The sequence below is a fragment of the Methylobacterium sp. E-066 genome, from assembly GCF_022829635.1.
GTDB lineage: Bacteria > Pseudomonadota > Alphaproteobacteria > Rhizobiales > Beijerinckiaceae > Methylobacterium.
Genome location: NZ_JAKSYO010000114.1, coordinates 13,933 through 36,113, shown reverse-complemented (window position 1 = coordinate 36,113; position 22,181 = coordinate 13,933). Strand labels below are relative to the sequence as shown.

Annotated in this window: 18 protein-coding genes and 1 pseudogene; 5 read left to right on the top strand and 14 right to left on the bottom strand. The window is 69.9% G+C overall.

The window, feature by feature from the left end; genetic code table 11:
* Positions 1-342 precede the first annotated feature (342 nt).
* The 13 genes from MKL20_RS16380 to MKL20_RS16320 all read right to left on the bottom strand — a co-directional run bounded on the left by MKL20_RS16380 (position 343) and on the right by MKL20_RS16320 (position 14,202).
* On the bottom strand, positions 343-1,821 hold the full coding sequence (locus MKL20_RS16380; RefSeq protein WP_244037554.1) for an alkaline phosphatase family protein: 1,479 nt from the start codon (positions 1,819-1,821) through the stop codon (positions 343-345).
* Entirely contained in the window at positions 1,818-2,741 is a 924-nt protein-coding gene (locus MKL20_RS16375; RefSeq protein WP_244037553.1) for a sugar phosphate isomerase/epimerase family protein, read from the bottom strand. Before MKL20_RS16375 ends, MKL20_RS16380 begins: the two co-directional genes overlap by 4 nt.
* A gap of 18 nt (positions 2,742-2,759) precedes the next feature.
* Entirely contained in the window at positions 2,760-3,563 is an 804-nt protein-coding gene (locus MKL20_RS16370) for an ABC transporter permease (protein WP_244037562.1), read from the bottom strand.
* Positions 3,564-3,627: 64 nt separating this feature from the next.
* Positions 3,628-4,563 (bottom strand): ABC transporter permease, encoded by a 936-nt coding sequence (locus MKL20_RS16365; RefSeq protein WP_244037552.1) that lies wholly within the window; start codon positions 4,561-4,563, stop codon positions 3,628-3,630.
* Entirely contained in the window at positions 4,563-5,555 is a 993-nt protein-coding gene (locus tag MKL20_RS16360) for an ABC transporter ATP-binding protein (RefSeq protein ID WP_244037551.1), read from the bottom strand. Before MKL20_RS16360 ends, MKL20_RS16365 begins: the two co-directional genes overlap by 1 nt.
* Entirely contained in the window at positions 5,552-6,553 is a 1,002-nt protein-coding gene (locus MKL20_RS16355) for an ABC transporter ATP-binding protein (protein WP_244037550.1), read from the bottom strand. Before MKL20_RS16355 ends, MKL20_RS16360 begins: the two co-directional genes overlap by 4 nt.
* A gap of 5 nt (positions 6,554-6,558) precedes the next feature.
* Positions 6,559-6,834 (bottom strand): hypothetical protein, encoded by a 276-nt coding sequence (locus tag MKL20_RS16350; RefSeq protein ID WP_243967951.1) that lies wholly within the window; start codon positions 6,832-6,834, stop codon positions 6,559-6,561.
* 110 nt (positions 6,835-6,944) lie between these two features.
* Positions 6,945-8,588, bottom strand: a complete 1,644-nt coding sequence (locus MKL20_RS16345; protein WP_244037549.1) for an ABC transporter substrate-binding protein — start codon at positions 8,586-8,588, stop codon at positions 6,945-6,947.
* Positions 8,589-8,905: 317 nt separating this feature from the next.
* Positions 8,906-10,435, bottom strand: a complete 1,530-nt coding sequence (locus MKL20_RS16340; protein ID WP_244037548.1) for a carboxylesterase/lipase family protein — start codon at positions 10,433-10,435, stop codon at positions 8,906-8,908.
* A gap of 45 nt (positions 10,436-10,480) precedes the next feature.
* Positions 10,481-11,422 carry an HlyD family secretion protein gene (locus MKL20_RS16335; RefSeq protein WP_244037547.1) on the bottom strand — a complete coding sequence of 314 codons (942 nt, stop codon included), beginning with the start codon at positions 11,420-11,422 and terminating at the stop codon, positions 10,481-10,483.
* A 58-nt stretch (positions 11,423-11,480) separates the two neighbouring features.
* Entirely contained in the window at positions 11,481-11,690 is a 210-nt protein-coding gene (locus tag MKL20_RS16330) for a DUF1656 domain-containing protein (RefSeq protein WP_243967967.1), read from the bottom strand.
* Positions 11,687-13,729, bottom strand: a complete 2,043-nt coding sequence (locus tag MKL20_RS16325) for an FUSC family protein (RefSeq protein ID WP_244037546.1) — start codon at positions 13,727-13,729, stop codon at positions 11,687-11,689. Before MKL20_RS16325 ends, MKL20_RS16330 begins: the two co-directional genes overlap by 4 nt.
* Entirely contained in the window at positions 13,726-14,202 is a 477-nt protein-coding gene (locus MKL20_RS16320) for a MarR family winged helix-turn-helix transcriptional regulator (RefSeq protein WP_244037545.1), read from the bottom strand. The genes MKL20_RS16325 and MKL20_RS16320 overlap by 4 nt, the downstream gene beginning before the upstream one ends.
* A 313-nt stretch (positions 14,203-14,515) precedes the next feature.
* On the opposite strand from MKL20_RS16320, the gene MKL20_RS16315 reads away from it, so the two are divergent.
* The 5 genes from MKL20_RS16315 to fghA all read left to right on the top strand — a co-directional run bounded on the left by MKL20_RS16315 (position 14,516) and on the right by fghA (position 20,884).
* Complete coding sequence (locus tag MKL20_RS16315; protein WP_244037544.1) at positions 14,516-14,944, top strand: hypothetical protein; 429 nt, start codon at positions 14,516-14,518, stop codon at positions 14,942-14,944.
* 118 nt (positions 14,945-15,062) lie between these two features.
* Positions 15,063-16,589, top strand: coding sequence for an aldehyde dehydrogenase family protein (locus tag MKL20_RS16310; RefSeq protein ID WP_244037543.1), 1,527 nt, complete (start codon positions 15,063-15,065; stop codon positions 16,587-16,589).
* A gap of 57 nt (positions 16,590-16,646) precedes the next feature.
* Positions 16,647-18,320, top strand: a complete 1,674-nt coding sequence (locus MKL20_RS16305) for a GMC family oxidoreductase (RefSeq protein ID WP_244037542.1) — start codon at positions 16,647-16,649, stop codon at positions 18,318-18,320.
* Positions 18,321-18,722: 402 nt separating this feature from the next.
* On the top strand, positions 18,723-19,859 hold the full coding sequence (locus tag MKL20_RS16300) for an S-(hydroxymethyl)glutathione dehydrogenase/class III alcohol dehydrogenase (RefSeq protein WP_243961171.1): 1,137 nt from the start codon (positions 18,723-18,725) through the stop codon (positions 19,857-19,859).
* A gap of 191 nt (positions 19,860-20,050) precedes the next feature.
* Entirely contained in the window at positions 20,051-20,884 is an 834-nt protein-coding gene (fghA, locus tag MKL20_RS16295) for an S-formylglutathione hydrolase (protein ID WP_244037561.1), read from the top strand.
* A gap of 189 nt (positions 20,885-21,073) precedes the next feature.
* On the opposite strand, the pseudogene MKL20_RS16290 reads toward fghA, so the two are convergent.
* A pseudogene (locus MKL20_RS16290) lies at positions 21,074-22,175 on the bottom strand (IS3 family transposase).
* Between the last annotated feature and the right edge of the window lie 6 nt (positions 22,176-22,181).

Below are 22,181 nucleotides of genomic sequence, written 5' to 3'. Positions count from 1 at the left end.
GATCTCCGTCGCCCATCTGTTAGAACGTTCTATTAAGGCCGCGAAGTGTCTTGATGATGGCAAAAATGTGGCGCACTCGATTTGCTGCGGTGCGGCAGCACATTGCCGCCATGCGTCAGACGTGCCTTGCCCGAGCAGGTCACAATCGACGTCGCAGGCAGTGCCGAATCGATGGCTGTACGGTGGAGTTCTGACCCCGGCAGGGCCCGCGCTTCCACAATGGCGACGGACGGACGGCCGAGGACGTCGCCGCCCGCTTTGGTCCCAAGTGGGGTTCGGTGCCGCCCGGCCAGCCACCGGCGCGACGCGCTGGGCACCCATTCCTGCGCCGTGGGAAGCTTCTCAGTCGACTCGACCGCCTTGCAGCAGGATTCGCGAGCCGTCTCGCTCGGCACTGGCAAGGCGCTGGCGAAAGCCGCCGAGGCCGGTTTCGTAGATCCGGGGCGCCTCGCTCTCGGCCGCGGGATCGAGAAGCGAGCGGCCGGTCATGGTCGCCGCAGGGGGCAGGCCGAGTGTTGCCAGGACCGTCGGAGCGATATCGATGATGCCGCTCGGGCGGCGATCGATAACCCCGGCCGGGAGACCGGCTCCGCGCAGGATCAGGGTGGTGTTCAGCTCGTACCGGTTGAGGCCGCCATGCATGCCGCCGCCGACCGGTACGTCGCCCTCGGTCATCAACCCGAGGCCCGGGTGGCCGAACGGATCGGGTCCGTCGTCGGAGCGCAGCACGAAGACGAGGTCCGGCGCCCGCGCGTGGTCGAGATCGACGAGCGACAGCGAGAACGTGCCGGGGACCTCGCCCGCGATGCCGTCGCCGCCGCGCGTGAACACCATGCCGGTGAAGCTCTGCGCCATCAGCCATCGCGCGATGGCGTCGCGCCGCGCCGCGCCGCCCTCCAGGATCCGGATCTCGCCCATATTGCCGCCGGTCATCACGAAGCGCGCACCGTCGAGCGTCCGCTCGACGCCGCGTCGCCCGACATGTCCGGCGCCCCTCAGAAGGTCGCAGAGCGGCAGCGCGTCGCGCATGGTGATCTGGCCGTGATCGGAGGCGGCGATCACGGTGTAGCGGTCGGCATCCGGCTGGGCATCGACCCAGCCGAGGATGCGGCCGAAGGCGTCGTCGACGGTGCGCACGACATCCAGGGTCTCGGGCGATCCGAGCGAGCGGTAATGGAAGGCGGTGTCCGGCTCGTTGAACCAGATCAGCGCGACATCGGGCTTCAGTGTTTCGAGCACGTGCTCGCGGAAGACGCGCTCGGCATAGTCGGTCTCCTCGAAGCGCGGCAGCCGGCGCGGCGGCAGCGGGCCGAAGCGGGCGATCACCGCATCCGCGGCCTCCGGCGTGCCGCCGTGCTCGCGGCCGAGGATCGGCAGGGTCCAGTGGCCGTTGTCGCGCGCATGGGGGTTGATCAGATAGGCGGCGCCGGCCGACCCGGTATGGACGACGGCCATGCGCCGGCCGGCCCGCGCCAGCACGTCGCCCATCGGTTCGGCGGTCACGAACCGGCCGCCGGTCGCCTGCACCGCGAGGGAGATGTCGTCCCATCGGCCGAGGTCGAGCACGTGGCTGCGCGTCGCCTGCGGGAAGTAGAAGGCGTTGCCGACGATGCCGTGGACGCGCGGATGCGCGCCGGTGGCGATGGCGGTGGTGGCGACCCGCGTCATCGACGGGAAGACGCTGCGCGCCTCCCGGAACCAAGTGCCCTGCCCGGCGAAGCGGGCGAGGTTCGGCATCCGCTCCGGCGTGACGAAATCCGGCCGCAGCCCGTCGAAGACGCAGAGGACGACGCGGTCGGCCGGGGGGCGCGGGCCGGTCATGCCGCGCTCGGGACCGCCCGCGTGTGAGCCCGGGCCGCGAGCGCCTTCGTGGCGGCGATGCACGCCTCGACCGCGTACCAGTAGCGCGGCCTGAGTTCGATGTTGAAGACGGTGCCTGCGGGGAAGGTGCAGGCGTCGATCAGCGCGTCCCAGGGAATCGCGCCCCAGCCGACCGGCAGATGCAGGTCGCCGTGGCCGAAGGCGAGCCGCTCGCTCTCGTGATACATCCAGATCGCGTCGGCGCGGCCGAAAGAATCGTGAACGTGGAGATGGTTCGCGAACGGGGCGAGCGCCGCGATGTCGGCGATGAAGTCGCCGCCGTGGAAGCCGTTCCGCAGGAAGGAATGGCTGACGTCGAGCGTCGCGCGCACATACGGATGGTCGATGGCGGCCAGTTCCGCCGCCAGGCGGGCCGGTGACGCGCAATGAACCTTGCCTTCGTGGCCGCCGAACATCGTCTCGACGCAGATCAGCGGGCCGAGACCGCGGGCGACCTCGCCGGCACGCCCCAGCCACTCCCGCTGGCGGGCATAGGCGCTTTCGAGGATGGCGACCTCCGCGACCGGCGCGAGACCGGAATGCAGGACGTAGTGGACCGCGCCGATCTCGGCCGCGATCTCGAGGGAGGCTTCCAGCACCTCGAAATGCCGCCCCAGCCGGGCGGGATCGTCGAAGAAGTTGATCGCGAGCGGGCCGTGCACCGTGAAGCGGACGCGGCGCCCGGCGCAGGCCTGCTTCAGCCTCTCCAGATGCGGGCGGCGGATCCGGCCGCCGACCACCAGATCCATCGCGAAGGTCGGCAGTTCGATCGTCTCGACGCCCAGCGCCTCGACGCGGTCGAGGATGGCGGGCAGATCCGAGAGATCGCCCGCGGGATAGGGGGCGGAAATGCCGGTGCCGAGGACGCCGTTGGGCAGCATGATGTCTCTCCCGTTTGATCAGCGCAGGGTGGGGTCGAGCCTGTCGCGCAGCCAGTCGCCGACCAGGCTGACCGCCAGGGTGGTCGTGACGATGCAGGCGGCCGGAGCGAGCAGGATCCAGGGCGCGCGCGTCAGGTATCCGCGGCCGTAGCTGACCATGTTGCCCAGCGAGGTCATCGGCGGCTGCAAGCCGAGGCCGAGGAAGGACAGGCCGCTTTCCAGCAGGATCACCTCGGGGAAGGTCAGCGTCATGGAGACGATCAGCGTCGAGGCGATGTTGGGCAGGATGTGGCGCAGGTAGACCCGGGCCGGCGAGGCCCCGATCTGGCGCACGGCCCCGGCATAACCCTGCGCGCCGGCCGAGATGGCGAGCCCGCGGGCGATGCGGGCGTAGCGCTCCCAGCCGTAGAGCCCCAACAGTGCGATGAAGAGCGGCAGCGCGTTGCCCAGGAAGGCGAGCACGGCCAGGGCCAGGATCAGGAACGGCATCGCCGCCTGGAAGTCCGCCAGCATCAGCACGAGCTGTTCGACGAGGCCGCGGGCATGCGCCGCCAGGAACCCCAAGGCGGTGCCGAGCAGCGCCGAGATCAGCGTCGCCCCGAAGGCGACCAGGATCGAGATGCGGATCGAGACGATCAGGCGCGAGAGCACGTCGCGGCCGAGTTCGTCCGTGCCGAGCCAATGCGTCGGATGGAACGGAACCGCCAGGCGGTTGCGCAGATCGAAGGTCGTGAAGCGGTACGGCGTGATCCAGTCGGCGGCCAGCGCGGCCACGAGCATCAGCGCGAGCCAGGCGAGCCCGATCCAGACGGGGGCCGGCATGCGGCGCCCGCGCCCGGGCGCGGCGACCCCGCGGACGAGGCTGGAGGCGCTCGTTCCCGCCATCTCAGTGCCCTCCGGCCGCGCCGCCGGCCCGCAGCCGCGGGTCCATGAGGCCGTAGAGCAGGTCGACCACGAGGTTCGACGACACCATGGTGATCGCCACCAGCAGCAGGATGCACTGCACGACGGCGAGGTCGCGGTTGGCGACGGCGACCACGAGCAGCCGCCCGACCCCCGGCCAGGAGAACACGCTCTCCACCACCACCGCGCCCGCGATCAGGCTGCCGACCATGAAACCCACGATGGTGACGGTGGGGATCGCGGCATTGGGCAGGGCGTGGCCGCGCACGACCGCCGCCCAGGGCACGCCCTTGGCGCTGGCGGTGCGGATGTAGGGCTGGCCCAGCACCTCCAGCATGGCCGAGCGGGTGAAGCGGGCGAGGGTCGCCGCCCCGCCGATGCCGAGGGTCAGCACCGGCAGGATGGCGTGGCGCCAGCTCTCCTGCCCGCCCGAGGGCAGCCAGCCGAGCTGCACCGCGAAGAGCAGCACCAGGACGAGGCCGAGGACGAAGCTCGGCACGGTGAAGCCCGCCACCGCCGCGACCATGACGAGGCGATCGATCGGGCTGTCGCGGTGGAGCGCGGCCTGGATGCCGGCCGGGATGCCGATGCCGAGCTTCAGCGCCAGAGCCGGCAGGGTCAGCGCCAGGGTCGCGGGGATGCGCTCCACGACGAGGTCGAGGGCCGGCCGGCCGCTGCGCATCGACAGGCCGAGCTCGCCCTGACCGATGGCGGCGAAGTAGTGCAGGTATTGCAGCCAGATCGGGTCGTCGAGGCCCCAGGCCTTGCGGAAGGCGGCGATCGCCTCCGGCGGGGCGTCGACGCTCATGATGATCAGCGCCGGGTCGCCCGAGAGCCGCAGCACCACGAACGCGAAGGTGACCACGAGCGCGATGGTGAGCAGCGCGCGGCCGAGGCGGATGAGGAGGAAGCGCAGCATCAGCTCGCGGCCCTGAGGAACGGCGCCCGGGCCTGCGCGACGTGGCAGGCGGCGAGCCGCCCGTCGCGCATCGGCAGAAGCGCCGGCCGCTCGACCCGGCACCGCGCCTGCACGGCGTGGCAGCGGGGATGGAAGGCGCAGCCGGGCGGCCGCGCGGCGGGATTGGGCGGGTCGCCCTGCAGCACGATGCGCGGCCGCGCGCCCCGGCCCGGCACCGGGGCTGCCGAGACCAGCGCCTCGGTATAGGGATGGGCCGGATCGTGCAGGAGCAGATCCGCCTCGCCCTCCTCGACGATGCGGCCGAGATACATCACCGCGACGCGGTGGCTGACCTGACGGACCACCCTGAGGTCGTGGCTGATGAACAGCATCCCCAGGCCCAGCTCCTGCTGGAGATCGACCAGCAGGTTGACGACCTGCGCCTGGATCGAGACATCGAGGGCGGAGACCGGCTCGTCGCAGACCAACAGGCTGGGGCCGGCGGCCAGCGCCCGGGCGATCACGGCGCGCTGGCGCTGGCCGCCGGACAGTTCGTGCGGGTAGCGGCGCCCCTGCTCGGGCCGCAGCCCCACGGAACGGAGCAAAGCGAGCGCCTTCTCGTCGCGCGCCTTCGGCTCGCCGATCCCGTGCACGTCGAGGGGCTCGCGGACCTGCTCCAGGATCGGCAGGCGCCGATCGAGCGCGCCGAGGGGATCCTGATAGATCATCTGCATGCGCGCCCGCAGGCGCCGCCAGTCCGACGTGGCCGCCCGCGGCAGCGGCACGCCTTCGAACAGCACCGTTCCGGAATCGGGCGGCTCCAGCCCGAGGGCGAGCCGGCCGGTGGTCGACTTGCCGGAACCGGATTCGCCCACGAGCCCGAGGGTGCGGCCCCGCGCCACCGTCAGCGAGACGCCGTCGACGGCGTGCACCTCGGTTCGGCGCCCGAGGAGGCCCCGGCGCGTGACGTAGCGGCGGCCGACACCGTGCAGCGCGAGCAGGGCCTCGCTCATGCGCGGGCGCGCTCCGGGACAGCCGGCTGCTCCTCCGGGCGGACCGCGATGCAGGCGGCGCGACGCTGCGGTCGCGCCTCGACGAGGTGCGGCACCGTCCGGTCGCAGGCCGCGACGGCGCCGGGGCAGCGCGGCGCGAAGGCGCAGCCCGGCGGCATGTCCCAGGGATCGGGGACGGTGCCTTCGATCGGGGACAGGCGGCGCCGGACACCGTCGAGGGGCGGCAGAGCCGCCAGGAGCCCCTGTGCGTAGGGATGCAGCGGATGCGCGAACAGGAGGTCGGCCGGCGCGGTCTCGATGATGCGCCCGGCATACATCACGCAGACGCGCTCGCAGGTCTGCGCGATCACCCCGAGATCGTGGCTGATCAGCACCAGCGCCATGCCGGTCTCGCGCCGGATACGGGTGAGCAGGTCGAGGATCTGAGCCTGGATGGTGGCGTCGAGCGCGGTGGTGGGCTCGTCGGCGACGAGCAGGTCCGGATCGCCGGCCAGTGCCATCGCGATCATCACGCGCTGGTTCTGGCCGCCGGAGAGCTCGTGCGGGTAGGCATCGAGGCGCCGTGCCGCATCGGGGATGCCCACGAGGTCGAAGAGGCGCTTCGCCTCGGCCCGGATCGCCGCCCCGGACAGGCCGCGATGCAGCGCCAGCGCCTCGCCGACCTGGCGGCCCAATCGGAGGACCGGATTGAGCGCGCTCGCCGGATCCTGGAAGATCATGGCGATGCGTCCACCCCGCACCCGGTCCAAGACCGCCGGCGGCGCGCCGACGAGTTCCTGCCCCTCCAGCTGCACGCTGCCGCCGACCTTCGCCCGCCCGGGGAGCAGGCCCAGCGCGGCAAGCCACGTGACCGACTTGCCGCAGCCGGACTCGCCGACGAGACCGAGGGCCTCGCCCCGCGCGACGCTCAGGTCGATGCCGTGGAGCGCGCGGACTCCGTCGAAGGTGACGGTCAGGCCGCGGATCGTGACAAGGTCGTCGGAATGCGGAGCAGCCATCGCGCCTAGACCCTATTGCCGGCGCGGAAATCCATGACTTCGACCGGATAGGCCTGCCAGGAGACGGCCTTAGCCTTGCCGTAGAACATGGTGAGGTCGTGCAGGGCCGTGCCCGGCGGGTCGATCACATCGTAGATCTCCAGCATCTGCCGGAAGACGCGCCGGCGCTCCTGCGGGTCGAGCGAACCCTGCAGCACCGGGCAGAGCGCGTTGAACGCGTCGTTCTTCCAGGTCTTCGCCACGGTCTGGACGTTGCCACATCGGGTGTTCGAGCGAGCCAAGGTCGGTCGTCCAGTCCTCACGAGCGTGTCAGCCCTCATCACACCGACCGGCAGCTGTAAAAGGCGTCGCGCCGGACGCTCGCGCTGGAGGTCGAACTCTCACGCCAGTCTCAGCTCCGTCCGCCCCAGTTCTCGGCGCGGAAATCCATCGCGAAGGCGGGCGAAGCCTTCCAGGCGAGCGCCCTGGGCTTGGCCGTGAACGTCGAATTCTGGTGGAGCACGGTGTAGGCGGGGTCCTCCCGCTCCGCGATTTCGAGCAGACGGCGGAAGACCTGCTTGCGGCGGGCACGGTCCGTCGACGTCTCGAGTTCGACCGACAGCGTGTTGAACTCCGGGTGGCTCCACTCGCCGACCTGCTGTTGCTGGCCGTTGGGGCCGTGCTGGTTCACGAGCGAGGAGACGGGATCGCTGAACAGCGCGGAGTTGGACCAGTCCCGCACGGCGCGGGTCGGCGTGCGCTCGAAGACCTGCTGCCAGTTCTCCTTGACCTCGATCTCGACGTTGAGCCCGGCCTCCCGCCACATCTCGACCAACACTTGTGCGGTCTGAACCTGGTTGGTGTAGTAGTTGTTGAGAAGCCGATAGGGGATCGGATCGCCCCTGTAGCCCGCCTGCTTGACGAGAGCCCGCGCCAGGCCGGGATCGTAGGCCGGGACCGACCAGTCCTCGATGAACATGTCGGCGTAAAAGGGCCATTGCAGGCCCTTCGGGATGACGGTGCGGCCGGCCCAGAGCGACTCGACGATCGCCTGCCGATCGATCGCATGGGTCATCGCCCGGCGGACAAGCGGGTCGGCGAGTTGGGCGTGGTTCCTGTCGAACACCGTCAGCCGATGATTCGGGATCGGGCCGCCCTGAACCTCGAAGGCCGGGTTCGTCTCGATCTGCGCGATCTGGTCCGGCGGGATGTCGCAGGCGAACTGGTACTCGCCGGAGAGCAGTCCCGCGATGCGCGCGGCCGTCTCGGGCACCTCGACGAAGCGGATCGATTTCAGCGGCGGGCGCCCGCCCCAGTAAGCGTCATGGGCCTCGAGCAGCAGCGAGACATCGGGACGGTATTCGGCGACGCGATAGGGCCCCGTGGTGACCGGCTTGTTCGCCCAGTCGGCGTAAGTCTTTGCCTCCTCGAAGGCGCGCCGGTTCATGATCTCGCTGCCATAGCGCGAGAGGCGGCCTTCCAGCGTCACGTCCGGCGTGGCGTTCACGAAGCGGACGGTGTCCCTGTCCACGATCTCGACGCCGAGCAAGGCCGGCCAGTTGCGCCGGGCCACCGCCGGCACCTCGAGGGGAAGCTCCTTCGAACCCCGGCCGCCACCGATCGAGAAATCGGCCGCGATGGTCTTGCCCGCGCTCGGCTGGGTGTCGCCGAACATCCGTTCTGGGCCGAACGAGAAGGCGACGTCCTCCGCTGTCATTGCGTCGCCGTTGTGGAACTTGACGCCCCGCCGCAGCGTGAGTTCGACGACGCGCTCATCGATCCGCCGCCATCCGGTGGCGAGACCGGGCACGGTCTCGAGCTGGCCGCGCCAGTTCCGCCCGATCAGGCCTTCCCAGAGGGAGGAGAAGAAGACGCGCTCGCCGACATTGGACTGTTCGCGCAGTACATCCAGAGTGTTGGTATTGGACACCTTCTGCACGGCCACCGTGATCGACGGTCGCGCGTCGGCCTGGGCGAGCGCGGCGTGCCGGATGACGAACGGGGCGGCGACGCCCGCCGCGAACGCCTGTCGACGCGTGATCGAGGAACCCGCCATCTGCCCCTCCGTCGCCCCTGACGGCAGCCTCCGTTACGGCCTGGCGATGAAGCTTGCATGACTGTTGTTGTGGGTTGGCGTGGCGCCCTTGACCCGAGGCTAGCCGTTCGACGCGACGGCGCTCCCTTTTTGTGTTCATCGAACCCGCAAGACGCGTCTCTCGCGGGATCCCGAGGCCAATGCACGGCTCGGCGGACGCGGTAAAACCATGCGGTCCGCCTCCAGCGGGGCCTGCTATCGCCCGGCAGTCGCCGACCGGTCGCGATCGTGTCGATCTCGCCCGGCGCGTCCCAGCCCGACGTTCCGCAACCGGACCGTCAGGTCGGCCCCCGATAGGTCCCCCAGGCTAGGCGTCGTTCGCGGCACGGATCGAGGTCTTCGCGATCGGTGCGATCGAAGATGCGGGTCGGACGCCGATCCGCGTCGTATCGGCTCCAGCCGGGCGCGAGACCGCGGGTGAAATCGAGAAAGACGTCCTGAAATCGCCGGCTCATGGCCTCCGATCGGCGCCGACAGAACAGGTCGAAGCGGCCCAACGGGCCTTCGCCGGGCGTGCCGAACAGCATCGGCAGGTCGAGTCCGTGCGAGGCCTCGCTCAGCAGAAGGCGGGTCAGCGGCGTCGCGTAGTCGAACCGGTAGACCCAGCAATCGGCCATGCGGCTATGCCCCTCGGCGATCTGCAGAGTGGGCAGCCAGAAGTTGAGATCGCCGGCAACGTCGATGGCCGTCTTCTTCGACGGATAGCCGGGATAGGCCGCCACGATGCGCTGCCGGAGAGCGGGATCTTCGCCGGCAAACAGGGGTTCGAGCCGGCTGACCCGGCTGCAGATGACCGGCAACAGCTTATCCAGGGTCGCCCCTTCCCGCGCCATCGTGCCGATGACCAGGGGAATGCGCTGGGCCAGGCCGCTCCGGAAGGCGTCGATCGGGTGCCGCGGCAGAAAATCGCCATCGATCACGGGCGCGGACGGCAGGAAGCCGGGGTATTTGTCCGGCGCGACATCGTAGAAGAAGGTCGAAGCGACCGCGGTGGCTTTCTCGGCGGACACCGTCTTCAGCGCGCGTGCAACGGTGTTCCTGTCGCCGGGATCGATCCCCAGCCTGTCCAAGAGGTCCGCCGAGAAGACCGCGTGTCTCTCCGGCGTATAGGCACACGCCGCCGACGCGCTCATGGCGTAGGCGCGGTGGAACAGGCCGGCGGCCGCGGGAACGCACATCAGCGCGACCACGGACGCCGCTCCGGCGGACTGACCGACGAGGGTGACGTTGTCCGGATCGCCGGAAAACTTGGCGATGTTCCGCCTCACCCAGTCCAGGGCAGCAACCTGGTCCCGGAGGCCCAGATTGCTGTCGATCGGATGCTCCGGTGTCGACCAGGCGCTGAAATCGGAAAAGCCGAAGAGGCCGACGCGGTAATTGAAGCTCACGAACACGGCGTCGCCCCGTTCGACGAGGTGATCACCGCGATAAAGTGGCGTCCGTGTGCCGCCGAGGGAGAAGCCGCCGCCATAGATCCAGACGATCACCGGCCTCAGGCCGGGGCTGTCCGCGAGCGGCGCCGAGACGTTGATCGTCAGGCAGTCTTCGGACATGGGCGTGCGCGCGCCCGCGCCGCCGATCGCCTCAAACCCCCGCTTCTGCATGGGCAGGGGACCGAAGGCATCGGCCTGTCGCGTGCCCTGCCACGGTTCCGGCGGAAGCGGCCTCCTGAAACGCAGCGCGCCGACCGGCGGTGCGGCGAAGGGAATGCCCCGCCAGGTCCGCACACCGTGGGCCGTCGTGCCAAGAACTTCGCCGGATTCGGTCCGCACCAGCAGGTTGCTGCGACGATCCTGGTTGGCCGGCATGCGTGATTCCCTTCGCGTTCCGGGAGCGGCGCAGACGAGCGGGCGTCAGTTCAGGGTGCGGTCGGCGACGACCAGGACCTTGCGCCAGACCCCGAGGACGTTGATCCGCGGAATCTGACCGTCCGCGGCGACCGAGACCGTCGCGGTGCGACCGGAGACCAGCCGGGTCTGGTCGGGAACGCCGTCGAGCTTGATCCGCACCGGGATGCGCTGCGCCAGCCGCACCCAGGCGAAGGTCGGATTGACGTTGGCGAGCAGGTTCGCGCCGGCGGTGCGCTCCCGATCCTCGATGCCGCCCGCGAAGCTCTCGACATGGCCGGTGATGACCCCGTCATCGCCCATCAGGCGGATGCTGGCCCGGTCGCCGACATGGATGCGCGGCAGCTTGGTCTCCTCGAAATAGCCCTCGACCCGGAGCGTGTCGCTGTCGACCAGCGCCATCACGCCCCTGCCGGTGTTGACGTAAGTGCCCGGCCGCAGCTCCATGTTGGTGATGCGGCCGTTGACCGAGGCCTTCACCGCGGAGCGGTCGAGGTTGAGCTTGGCGACGTCCCGGTCGGCCACAGCCTGGTCGTAGGCGGCCTTCGCCGACAGGTCCGTCGCGCGGGCGAGCTCGACCTTCTGCTGCGAGACGGCGGCGTCGCTGAGCCGCGAATAGCGGACGTAGTCGGCGGCCGCCTGCTCGGCGCTGGCCCGCTTGCCCTCGACCATGGCCTCGGCCTGGCGCAGGGCCAGGGTGAAGCGCTCGGGGTCGATCCGGAACAGCACGTCGCCGCGCTTCACCACCTGGTTGTCCTCGACCAGGACCTCGGTGACCAGGCCCGAAACGTCGGGCGCCACGGCCACCACGTCGGCGCGCACCCGCCCGTCGCGGGTCCAGGGGGCTTCCATGTAGTAGTCCCACAGGGCCAGCCCGACGACGATCGCGGCGGCGACCATGGCGAGGGTGACGATCAGGCGGAACGAGAGGGTGAGCAGCCGGGTCATGGGAGAAGCCGAACGGTCGGGGACGAGAGCGGAGCGAAGACGGGCGGTTGCCGCGCGGTCATGAGGTCAGCGGCAGCGCCACCGAGACGACGCACCCGAGCAGGACGACGTAGAGTGCGAGGTCGAACAGCGGGCGGTGCCAGACCAGGCGGTAGAACCCGGTTTTTTCCAGGATGCCGCGCGCCACCAGGCTGATCAGGAAGGCGAGCAGCATCCAAGCCGCGAGGCACGGGACGAAGACCCCGTAGATGTCGAGTTCTCCGGTCATGCCGCGAGCCCTGTCTGCGGGGTGATCGACACGTTCGGCCGCCAAGGCGACGCGTCGGGAAAGAGGCCGCGGCGGATGCCCACTAGGCCGAGCAGCGCCGCCCGGTGAGAGGCCTGCTGCGGATGCGTCGCGGTGGCGTCCATCGCGGCATCGATCGTCTCCAGAAGCGCGACGGGCGGATGCGCGGCGCGCGTGCGGAAATACTCCGCCAGGGCGGCGAGGAGGCGTTCGACGCCCGTCCGCGCCTCGGGCGAGAGCCGCCGACGATCCCGGCGCAACTCGACGACGTTGATCCCGACCCGGACCTCCGCGACGAGGTCGGCGGTCCAGGCGGCGTCTTCGGGCGGGAGCGCCGCCAGCCGCGGCGCGATCAGGCCGACCCGATCGAGCATGATCGCCGCGAGTTCGAGGCCGTTCTCGGCGCCGCGACGCTCGGCGGCGTCCGCCAGGCTCCGGCGGTTCACGACCCGCAGGCGTCGCGCCGTCCAGTCGGCCCCGACCGACCGGACCAGCCGTGTCACCACCGCCGCGATCCACATCCCGGTGATCACGGCGAGCGAGGCGTTGGTGAAGGCCGCGAAGTCGCCGGTGTAGCTGCCCTGGAGCGCGATCATGGCCGAGCCGTTGACGGCGGCGCCCATCGCGATCGGCGCCGTCCTCGGCTGGGTCATGCAGAGGCCGCAGAGGATCAGGGCCGGCGCCAGCGCCAGCGCCAGCATCTCGAAGCTGGTCGCCCTCGGAAGCACGGCGAACAGGTAGAGGCCGGCCACGACACCGCCGACGATGGCCGAGTTGGCGAAGCTGACGATGGACGGGGCCGGGTCGTCCTGGACGGCGAAGAAGCAGCAGGCGACGGCCGCCATCATCGGCGCGCCGGACCCGTCCGGCCAACCGGTGGCGATCCAGATCGCGCAGCAGAGCAGGATCGATATGAACACGCCGATCGCCGACAGCATGGCCATGCCGTGATCGCGATGCCGGATCGTGCGGGCCTTGGCCGTGTACTGGAAGGCGAGGTCCTCGGTGACGGGCGTGCCGTCGACAACGTGCCGCTGCAACAGCCGCGCATCCTGGCGCAGGTCGATGAAGTCGCGCAGGCGCGCGACGAGGCTCGCGAGGACCAGATCGGACCAGTTCGAGCCCCGACCCAGGCGCGGGTCGACGGCGTCCGCGGCCGCGCGCATCCGCGCTGCGACGTCCGGATCCGTCGTCCCGGACGCGATCCAGGCGGCCATGTCGTCGAGAAGGCCGCGGACGCGTGCGGGAAGCGCTCCGGCCTGGTCCAGCGTCGCGATGCGGTCCGCGACGGCGGAGACGATGGGCAGGAACATCAGCATGTGCTGGCGCAGCGTCGCCATGGCGGCGGCCGAGCGCTCGCCGCCGGTCATGTCGTAGCGCAGCGGTGTCGCCAGGGCATCGAACGCCAAGGCGTCGGAGGCGAGCCGCAGACGCCGGGCCTGCGTGTCCCGGGCCCTGCCGGTCCGGCCGAGCACGTCGGCGACCCAGCCCCGGGCATCGCGCAGCCAGAGGTCGAGCCGCCCCGCGATCAGGGGGGCCACGGAGCGGGGCAGGACGAGGGTGGAGACGAGGCTGGCGCACAGGATGCCCAGCATGATCTCCTCGGCGCGGGCGACCGCCGTATCGAACATCGCCCCCGGCTCGCCCACGGCGGGGAAGCCGATCAGCGCCGCAGTGTAGCCGCCGAGCATCATCAGGTAGCTGCTCGGGGTCCGGTCGAGCAGCGAGACATACAGGCAGAGGGCGACCCAGAACGCGATGGCGAGGGTCAGGAGCTCCGGCGCGTTCGCGAGGTTGGGGACCAGGATCACGGTCACCGTGGCGCCCAGCAAGGTGCCGAGCACCCGGTAGAGCGCCTTCGAGCGCGTCGCGCCGGCCAGGACCTGGCTGGTGATGTAGACCGTGCCCAGGGCCCAGTACGGCCGCGGCAGGTCGATCCACATGGCGAGGTACAGGGCCAGCATCGCCGCCGCGTAGGTCTTGATCGCGAAGGACCAGTCTTGCCAGCCGGGAAGGTTCATTCCGCGGCCTCCTCGGGCACCGCGCCCGCCGGCAGGTTGCGGCTGTAGCGCTGGATGGCCTGGAACACCCGCAGGCTGGCCTCGATATCGGCGCTGTCGACCTCTGCGAACACCGCGTCCCGCAACTTGGTGAGCTCGGCCTCCATCTGGGCGACCACTGTCTTCCCGGCCGGCGTGAGGCTGAGGACCTTCGCGCGGCGGTCGGTCGGATCCTCCATGCGCACGATCAGGCCCGCCGCGCCGAGCTGGTCGAGGAGCCGCACCAGCGACGGCCCCTCGATGCCCACGGCCTCGGCCAGGGCGTTCTGGCGGGGATGCCCGTCGAGGCGCTCGATCAGGATCAGGGGCAGCGCGGTCGCGTCCGACAGGCCATGCGCTTCGGCGACGGCGTTGGCCGCCCGCCGCCACTGGCGCCCGGCCAACAGCAGGGTGTGGGTGTAGGTCTGGCGCTGACGGTCGAATGTCTCGGACACCGGCGATGACCTCTCGCGGCTTTAAGCAAGCCCCGTCGGGGACCGTGCAGACCTAATAGATAGTGTTCTACCTATTAGGCCGCGCGGACGGCCGTTGCCAAGCCCGTCCGACATGTCCCCGTCGCATACGTGCTAACCGATTGCGTGCTGATAGATAGCATTCTATCTTTACGCATGCAAAGCGTGGTGGGTCCTTGCCTGCGATGGAGCCACAGGACGGGACAGACACAGGACGTTGGAGGCCGATCGGCCCGCTGCGCGGCGCGACCGGCGGCTCACCTGAGGGGGTGGGTTCAAGACGAGGTCGATGACCATGATCGAGAGACTGACCGTACCGATTCTCCTGGCGACCCTGGCCGCCGGCGCGGGCCCCGCGAAGGCCGACCCGGCGCTCCTAATCCACGGCAATTATTGCGGCCCGGGCAGCAACGCGCCGCTGCCGCCCATCGACGCCCTCGACGCGGCCTGCGCACGCCACGACGCCTGCTGGCCCGCGACCGGCCTGCCGCCGCAGGCCTGCAACCTCCGCCTGCAGCGCGATGCCGCGCGGATCGCCCGCGACCCGCACGAGCCCGACGACCTGCGTGCCGCCGCCAATGTCATCGCGCTGGCCGCCTCGGTCATGCCCTATGCCCCGCCCGTCGTGACGGCGACGGGCGAGACACCCCGTCCGCATGCCACCGCCGTCCCGCTCCGGAGCGTCCACCGGACCGCGCACCTGATTCTCGCGCCCGAAGACTGACGGCCTGCGCGCCCTCGTCAGCGGTGGCGCCACCGGACCCTCAAAACCGACCGAGCCCGCGATCCGCACGCCGCGAACCCGTGCAGCCGCGGATCAAGCCGACAAGACGGAGAGAACCATGGCAAATCACGTCCCCGCATCCGGCGATGTCACGCGCCCGGCCCCCGCCGCGCCGGAAGCCCCGAGGCCTTATGCGGGCTTCGACGGCCAGTATATCGGCGGCGCCTGGCGCCATGGCCGGCACGGCGGCAAGCTTCCCGACGACAATCCCTATTCCGGCGAGCGGCTCGCCGTGATCGTGATGGCCGACAGAAGCGACCTCGACGCGGCGTACGAGGCGGCGGCGAAGGCGCAGCGGGCCTGGGCCGATCGTCTTCCGGCGGAACGGGCCGCCGTGATGGTCCGGGCCCTCGCCATCCTGGAAGCGCGCCACGGCGAGATCGTCGACTGGCTGGTGCGCGAGGCCGGCAGCACCCGCGCCAAGGCCGAACTGGAATGGCAGTTCGTCCAGGCGGTCACCCGGGACTGCATCGGGTTCCCGTACCGGGTCGAAGGCCGCATCCTGCCGCTCGACGAGCCGAACAAGGAAAGCCGGGTCTATCGGCAGCCGCTCGGGGTGATCGGCGTGATCAGCCCCTGGAACTTCCCGATGTACCTGTCGGTGCGCTCGGTGGCCCCCGCCCTCGCGCTCGGCAACGCGGTCGTCCTCAAGCCGGCGGAGGACACCCCGGTGACCGGCGGCCTGCTCATCGCCAAGGTGTTCGAGGAGGCCGGCCTGCCGCCGGGGCTGCTCAACGTGGTGATCGGCCCGATCGAGGAGATCGGCGACGCCTTCACCCTGCACCCGGTGCCGCGGTTCATCTCCTTCACCGGCTCGACCCGGGTGGGCCGCCACATCGGCCAGCTCGCGATGACCGGCCCCAGCATGAAGCGCGTCGGGCTCGAACTCGGCGGCAATGCGCCCCTCGTGGTGCTGGACGATGCCGACCTGGAGCACGCGGTCCGCGCCGCGGTGGTCGGCCGGTTCCTGCACCAGGGCCAGATCTGCATGAGCACCAACCGCATCATCGTCGATGCCAAGATCTATGACGTCTTCGTGGATCGGTTCACGGCCCATGTCCGCACGCTCAAGTACGGCGATCCGAACGACCCGTCCGTCGCCATCGGCCCGGTGATCAACGCCCGGCAATTGAAGGCCCATCTGGCGCATATCGCGGGCGCCCGGTCGTCCCGTGCCCGTCAGGTGCTGGGCGGCGAGCCGGAGGGCCTCGTGCTGCCGCCGCACGTGTTCGCCGACGTGACCAACGACATGCCGCTCGCGCAGGACGAGATGTTCGGCCCCATCGCACCGATCATCAAGGCGCATGGCGAGGCGCACGCCCTGGCCCTCGCCAACGACACCCCGTTCGGCCTGTCGAGCGCGGTCTTCACGCGCGACCCGGAGCGCGGCGTCCGCTTCGCCCTCGGCGTCGAGGCCGGGATGACCCACGTCAACGACCACACCGTCGACGACAGCCCGACCGGTCCCTTCGGCGGCGAGAAGAACAGCGGGATCGGCCGGTTCGGCGGCCAATCGATCCTCCACGAATTCACGCGCGAGCACTGGGTGACCGTCCGCAGCCGCCCGGCCGCCTACCCGTTCTGAGCCGACATTTCGCCCAGGCCGGAACCCGGCCGGGTACGCCTCGCCAAGGAGTTCCCCATGTCCAGTCACCGCCCCTCATCATCGGTTCCGACGACGAACCATGACGTCATCGTCGTCGGCGGCGGCTCCGCCGGCAGCCTGATCGCCGGCCGCCTCGCCGCCGAGACCGACGCCGAGGTCCTCCTGCTCGAAGCCGGCGGCCGCGACACCGATCCGCTCATCCACATCCCGGCCGGCTTCGCGAAGCTGCTCCAGCACGGCTGGTTCCTGTGGCCCTACGAGACTGTCCCGCAGGCCCAGCTGGACGGGCGGCCCCGGCCGGTCCAGCAGGGCAAGGGCCTCGGCGGCGGCAGCTCGATCAACGCCATGGCCTATGTGCGCGGGCAGCCGGAGGATTACGAGCACTGGGCCGAGGCGGCCGGCGGGACCGGTGCCTGGTCGTGGCAGGACCTGCTGCCGCATTTCGTGGCGATGGAAGGCAACGACCTCCTCGCCGGCCCCTGGCACGGGACCGACGGGCCGTTGAAGGTGTCGCAGCCGCACCTGAACCCGCTGAACCAGGCCATCGTGAAGGGCTTCCAGCAGGTCGGTCTGCCGTACAATCCCGACTATAACGGCGCGGTGCAGCGCGGCGTCGGCCCCTGCCAGCTCACCATCGGCGACAATCGCCGGTGCAGTTCGGCCGTGGCCTTCCTCCACCCGGCGAAGGGCCGCCCGAACCTGACGGTCCGAACCCGCGCCCTGGCCACGCGCATCATCCTGGAGGGGGACCGCGCCACCGGCGTCGAGTACCTGCGCAACGGCCGCCCGCATCGCGCGCTGGCGGGCGAGGTGATCCTGAGCGCCGGCGCCCTGAACTCCCCGCGGCTCCTCATGCTCTCCGGCATCGGCCCCAAAGACGAACTCGCCCGGCACGACATCAAGCTCCTGGTCCAGGCCCCCGATGTCGGGCGGCATCTGCAGGACCACCCGCAGGTGCCCGTGACGGCGCGCTGCAAGGGCGACTGGGGCTACGCGCGCGCCGCGTCGGGCCTCGGGATGCTGCGGGCGGGCCTGCAGTACATTTTGACCGGCACCGGTCCGGCGGCCACCAACGGCATCGAATCCGTCTGCTACTTCAACCCCGACGATCCCGACGGCGCCCCGACCATCCAGAGCTTCCACGCCGCGGCCATCGCGAACGCCGCGCTCGGCAAGCCGGAGCCCTATCCCGGCCTGACCCTGGAGAACGTCGTGCTCCAGCCCCGCAGCCGCGGCTACGTCAAGCTGCGCGATGCCGATCCGCGCTCGGCGCCGGTCTTCGACCCGAACTACCTCGGCGACCCCGAGGACATGCGCAAAATGGTCGCCGGCCTGCGCTACGTGCGCGAGGTTCTCAAGGCGCCGGCGCTCCGGCACCTGCTCGAGGACGATCCGGAACTCCTGCCGGGCCGGACCGTGCAGAGCGATGCCGACCTCGCCGAGCACGCCCGCCGCACGCTGACCTGCATGTGGCATCCGACCGGCACCTGCCGGATGGGCGCCGACGCCGACGCAGTGGTCGACCCGTCGCTGCGGGTGCGCGGCGTGCGCGGTCTTCGGGTCATCGACGCCTCGATCATGCCCACCATCGTGAGCGGCAACACCAATGCGCCGACCCTGGCGCTCGCGAGCAAGGGATTGGCGATGATCAAGGACGAACTCGCCGGAAACCCGCCGCTCCCGGTCCGGCAGCCCGAACTGGCGGCGTGAGGCCCCTCCCCTCGACGGGCGCGTCGATCCCGCACCGGCGCGCCCTGATCGCCCCGGCGAAAGCGGAGGCCAGGGGGCATCAAGCTCGCCATCGACCTCACCCAGGGCTGCACGCATCGAACTCGTCGTGCCCGACCTCATTCGCTGCACGCTGGTCGGGATGTGCCCATCCAAACCGGCAGCGGACACGCACTTGGCGTATGGCGGTACTGGTCGCGCGTCGTCGGAAGCAAATCGTGTGGGCACGCCCGAAACCCGAACGCAGACGTTGCATCCCGGCGCCAGAACCATCACACACGCACCAGATTTTCGGACCGTTCGGTGCACAGCCCTTGAGCGAGGTGCGCCGAAGAGTCGGCCGTTCGACGCCGTCCGTGATCGTCCAGACACTAGGAACACGTGATGAAGACGCGCGCCGCGGTCGCGTGGGAGGCCAAGAAACCTCTCACGATCGAGACCATCGACATCGAGGGGCCCAAGGCCGGCGAAGTTCTCGTCGAGCTGATGGCCACCGGCATCTGCCACACCGATGCCTACACCCTCTCCGGCTTGGATTCCGAGGGCAAGTTCCCGGCGATCCTCGGCCATGAGGGCGCGGGCATCGTCCGCGAGGTCGGCGCCGGCGTCACCACGCTGAAGCCCGGCGACCACGTCATCCCGCTCTACACGCCGGAATGCCGCAACTGTAAGTCCTGCCTCTCGCAGCGCACCAACCTGTGCACCGCGATCCGGGCGACCCAGGGCCAGGGCGTGATGCCGGACGGCACGAGCCGCTTCTCCTGCGTCTCCACCGGCGGCAGCCCCGGCGGTTCAAGCACCGTGTTCCACTACATGGGCTGCTCGACCTTCTCGAACTTCACGGTCCTGCCCGCCATCGCGCTCGCCAAGATCCGGGAGGACGCCCCCTTCGACAAGATCTGCTACATCGGCTGCGGCGTGACCACGGGCATCGGCGCAGTGATCTACACCGCCAAGGTCTGGCCGGGCGCCAACGTGGTGGTGTTCGGTCTCGGCGGCATCGGCCTCAACGTGCTCCAGGCCGCCCGGATGGTGGGTGCCGACAAGATCATCGGCGTCGACATCAATCCGGAGAAGCAGGCCATGGCCCGCAAGTTCGGCATGACCGACTTCATCAACCCGAGCGAGATCGGCACCGACAAGGTGGTCCAGGCCATCGTCGACCTCACGGGCGGCGGCGCCGACTTCTCCTTCGACTGCACCGGCAACGTCCACGTGATGCGCCAGGCCCTCGAGTGCTGCCATCGGGGCTGGGGCGAGTCGATCGTCATCGGCGTGGCCGAGGCCGGCCGCGAGATCTCGACCCGTCCGTTCCAGCTGGTCACCGGCCGCGTCTGGAAGGGCTCGGCCTTCGGCGGCGCGCGCGGCCGCACGGACGTGCCCAAGATCGTCGACTGGTACATGGAGGGTAAGATCAACATCGACGATCTGATCACCCACACCATGCCGCTGGAGGAGATCAACCACGGCTTCGACCTCATGCACGAGGGCAAGTCGATCCGCTCCGTCGTCGTCTACTGACACGCGCGCCGATGAAGGCGCTTCCCCTCCCCCTTGCGGGGAGGGGCCAGGGGTGGGGGTGGTCGGGTGACCCTCGGCCGGCTGAGGCTGGCGGGAGCCACCCCCACCTCCAACTCCTCCCCGCAAGGGGGCGGAGAGCCGCGAATTCCTGAAGACGATCGTCTCAGCCCCCTCGCAGGAGATCACAGGTGATGGAAACCGTCTCGAAGGCCCGCGCCCATGGCGGCACGCAGGGCGTCTACAAGCACGATGCCCAGACCACGGGCTGCCCGATGACCTTCGCGGTGTTCGTGCCGCCCCAGGCCGAGAACGGCCCGGTCCCGGTGCTGTGGTACCTGTCCGGGCTCACCTGCACGCACGCCAACGTCATGGACAAGGGCGAGTACCGGGCAGCGGCGGCCGAGCACGGCGTGATCATCGTGGCTCCGGATACCAGCCCGCGCGGCCCCGGCATCCCGGACGAGGAGGGCAACTGGCAGTTCGGCTCCGGCGCCGGCTTCTATCTGGACGCCACGCAGGCGCCCTACGACAAGAACTACCGGATGTGGAGCTACGTCACGGAGGAGTTGCCGGCGCTCATCGCGCAGGAATTCCCCGCCGACATGACCCGCCAGGGCATCTTCGGCCATTCCATGGGCGGCCACGGGGCGCTGACCATCGCGCTGACCTACCCCGAGCGCTTCAAGTCCTGCTCCGCCTTCGCACCGATCGCCCAGCCCTCGACGGCCGGGTGGTCGAAGCCCGCCTTCGAGAAGTACCTCGGGTCCGACACCGCCGCCTGGCGCGCCCACGACGCCACCGCGCTGATCGAGGACGGCAAGCGCTTCCCCGAGTTCCTGGTGGATCAGGGCACCGCCGACAGCTTCCTTCAGGACGGCCTGCGCCCCTGGCTGCTGGAAGAGGCCTGCCAGAAGGCCGGCATCGCGCTGACCCTCAACATGCGCGAGGGCTACGACCACTCGTACTTCTTCATCTCGACCTTCATGGCCGACCACATCGCCTGGGCCGCCGCGCGCCTGAAGTGACGGGGCCATAGCGACAGGGGCAGCGAGGCTCGATCCGACTTGGCTCGACAGGTGCCGGCGAACCCCATCGGTGTGCCTTCCGTTGATCGCTGATCCATCCGCCGAACTCGTGATCGGCCCTGTGAGGTAGTCCGAGGCTAAAGTTAGTGCACGGTGGGCTTGGAGTTGCCCCCGTTTGTGGTCCACGGCCTATGCAAGTTCCTGGGCTGTGACAGATTGGTTGGCGAAGGCTCGGGGCGTCAAGCCGCCCAGGGCCATGTGGGGTCGATCTTCATTGTAGTGGCACCTCCATTCCTTGATGCGCTCGCGAGCATCGGCCAGCGACAGGAACCACGAGGCGTTCAGGCACTCCGCCCGTACGGCCGTTGAACGACTCGATGTCGGCGTCGTCGGTCGGCTTGCCCGGCCGGGAGAAGTCGATTTCGACCCCGTTCAGGTAGGCCCACGGGTCGAGCATGCAACCGGCAAACTCCGGGCCGTTGTCGACCCGCAGGCTCTGAGGCCGCCCCCTTAGCCGAACCAAAGCGTCCAGCGCCTCGGTCACCTGGAAGGCGCGGACGTTGGTTCTCGGTGTGAGTGAGCGTGACTCTCGCGTATGGCAATCGACGAGGGTCAGGATCCGGAACGGACGCCCGTCAAACAGGCGGTCGGACATGAAGTCCATCGCCCAGACCTCGTTGGGTCCGCCGATCGCCGGTCGCCCCTGGCGATAGCGCCAGGCGCGCTTGCGCTTGGGCAGCTTGGACCGGATCGACAGCCCCTCGTCCCAGTAGATCCGGTCGGTGCGCTTGTGGTTCACCTCCCAGCCCTCCCGTCGCAGCAGGATGTGCAGCCGCCGATAGCCGTAACGGACCCGCGCGGCGGCCAGCGCCTTCAGTCGCATGCGCATTGCGACCTGCGGGTCGGATCGCTTCCTGTGGCGGCTGCGACGAACGACTGACGCCGGCGGCCTGGCAGGCCCGACGCTCGCTGACGTCATAGGACCTACAGGTGACCGGCGACCTCACGACGAGCGGCGGGCCTCACCACCTTCGCTTGAGCACGTCTCGGTACGCATCGAACGGTCCAGCGCAGGTCGGCGACCGGCCGCTTGAGCTTGCTGTTCTCGTCTTCCAGCTGTTTGAGCCGCCGGATCTCCGGCACCCCCCATGCCAACGAACTCCTTCTTCCCGCGGTAGAAGGTTGGCTCAGAGACGCCCATCTTCCGGCAGACCTTGTCCGCCGTCGCACCGTTCTCCGCCTGCCGCAGGGCGAAGGCGATCTGTTCGTTCGTGAAGCGTTTGCAGGGCATGGCATC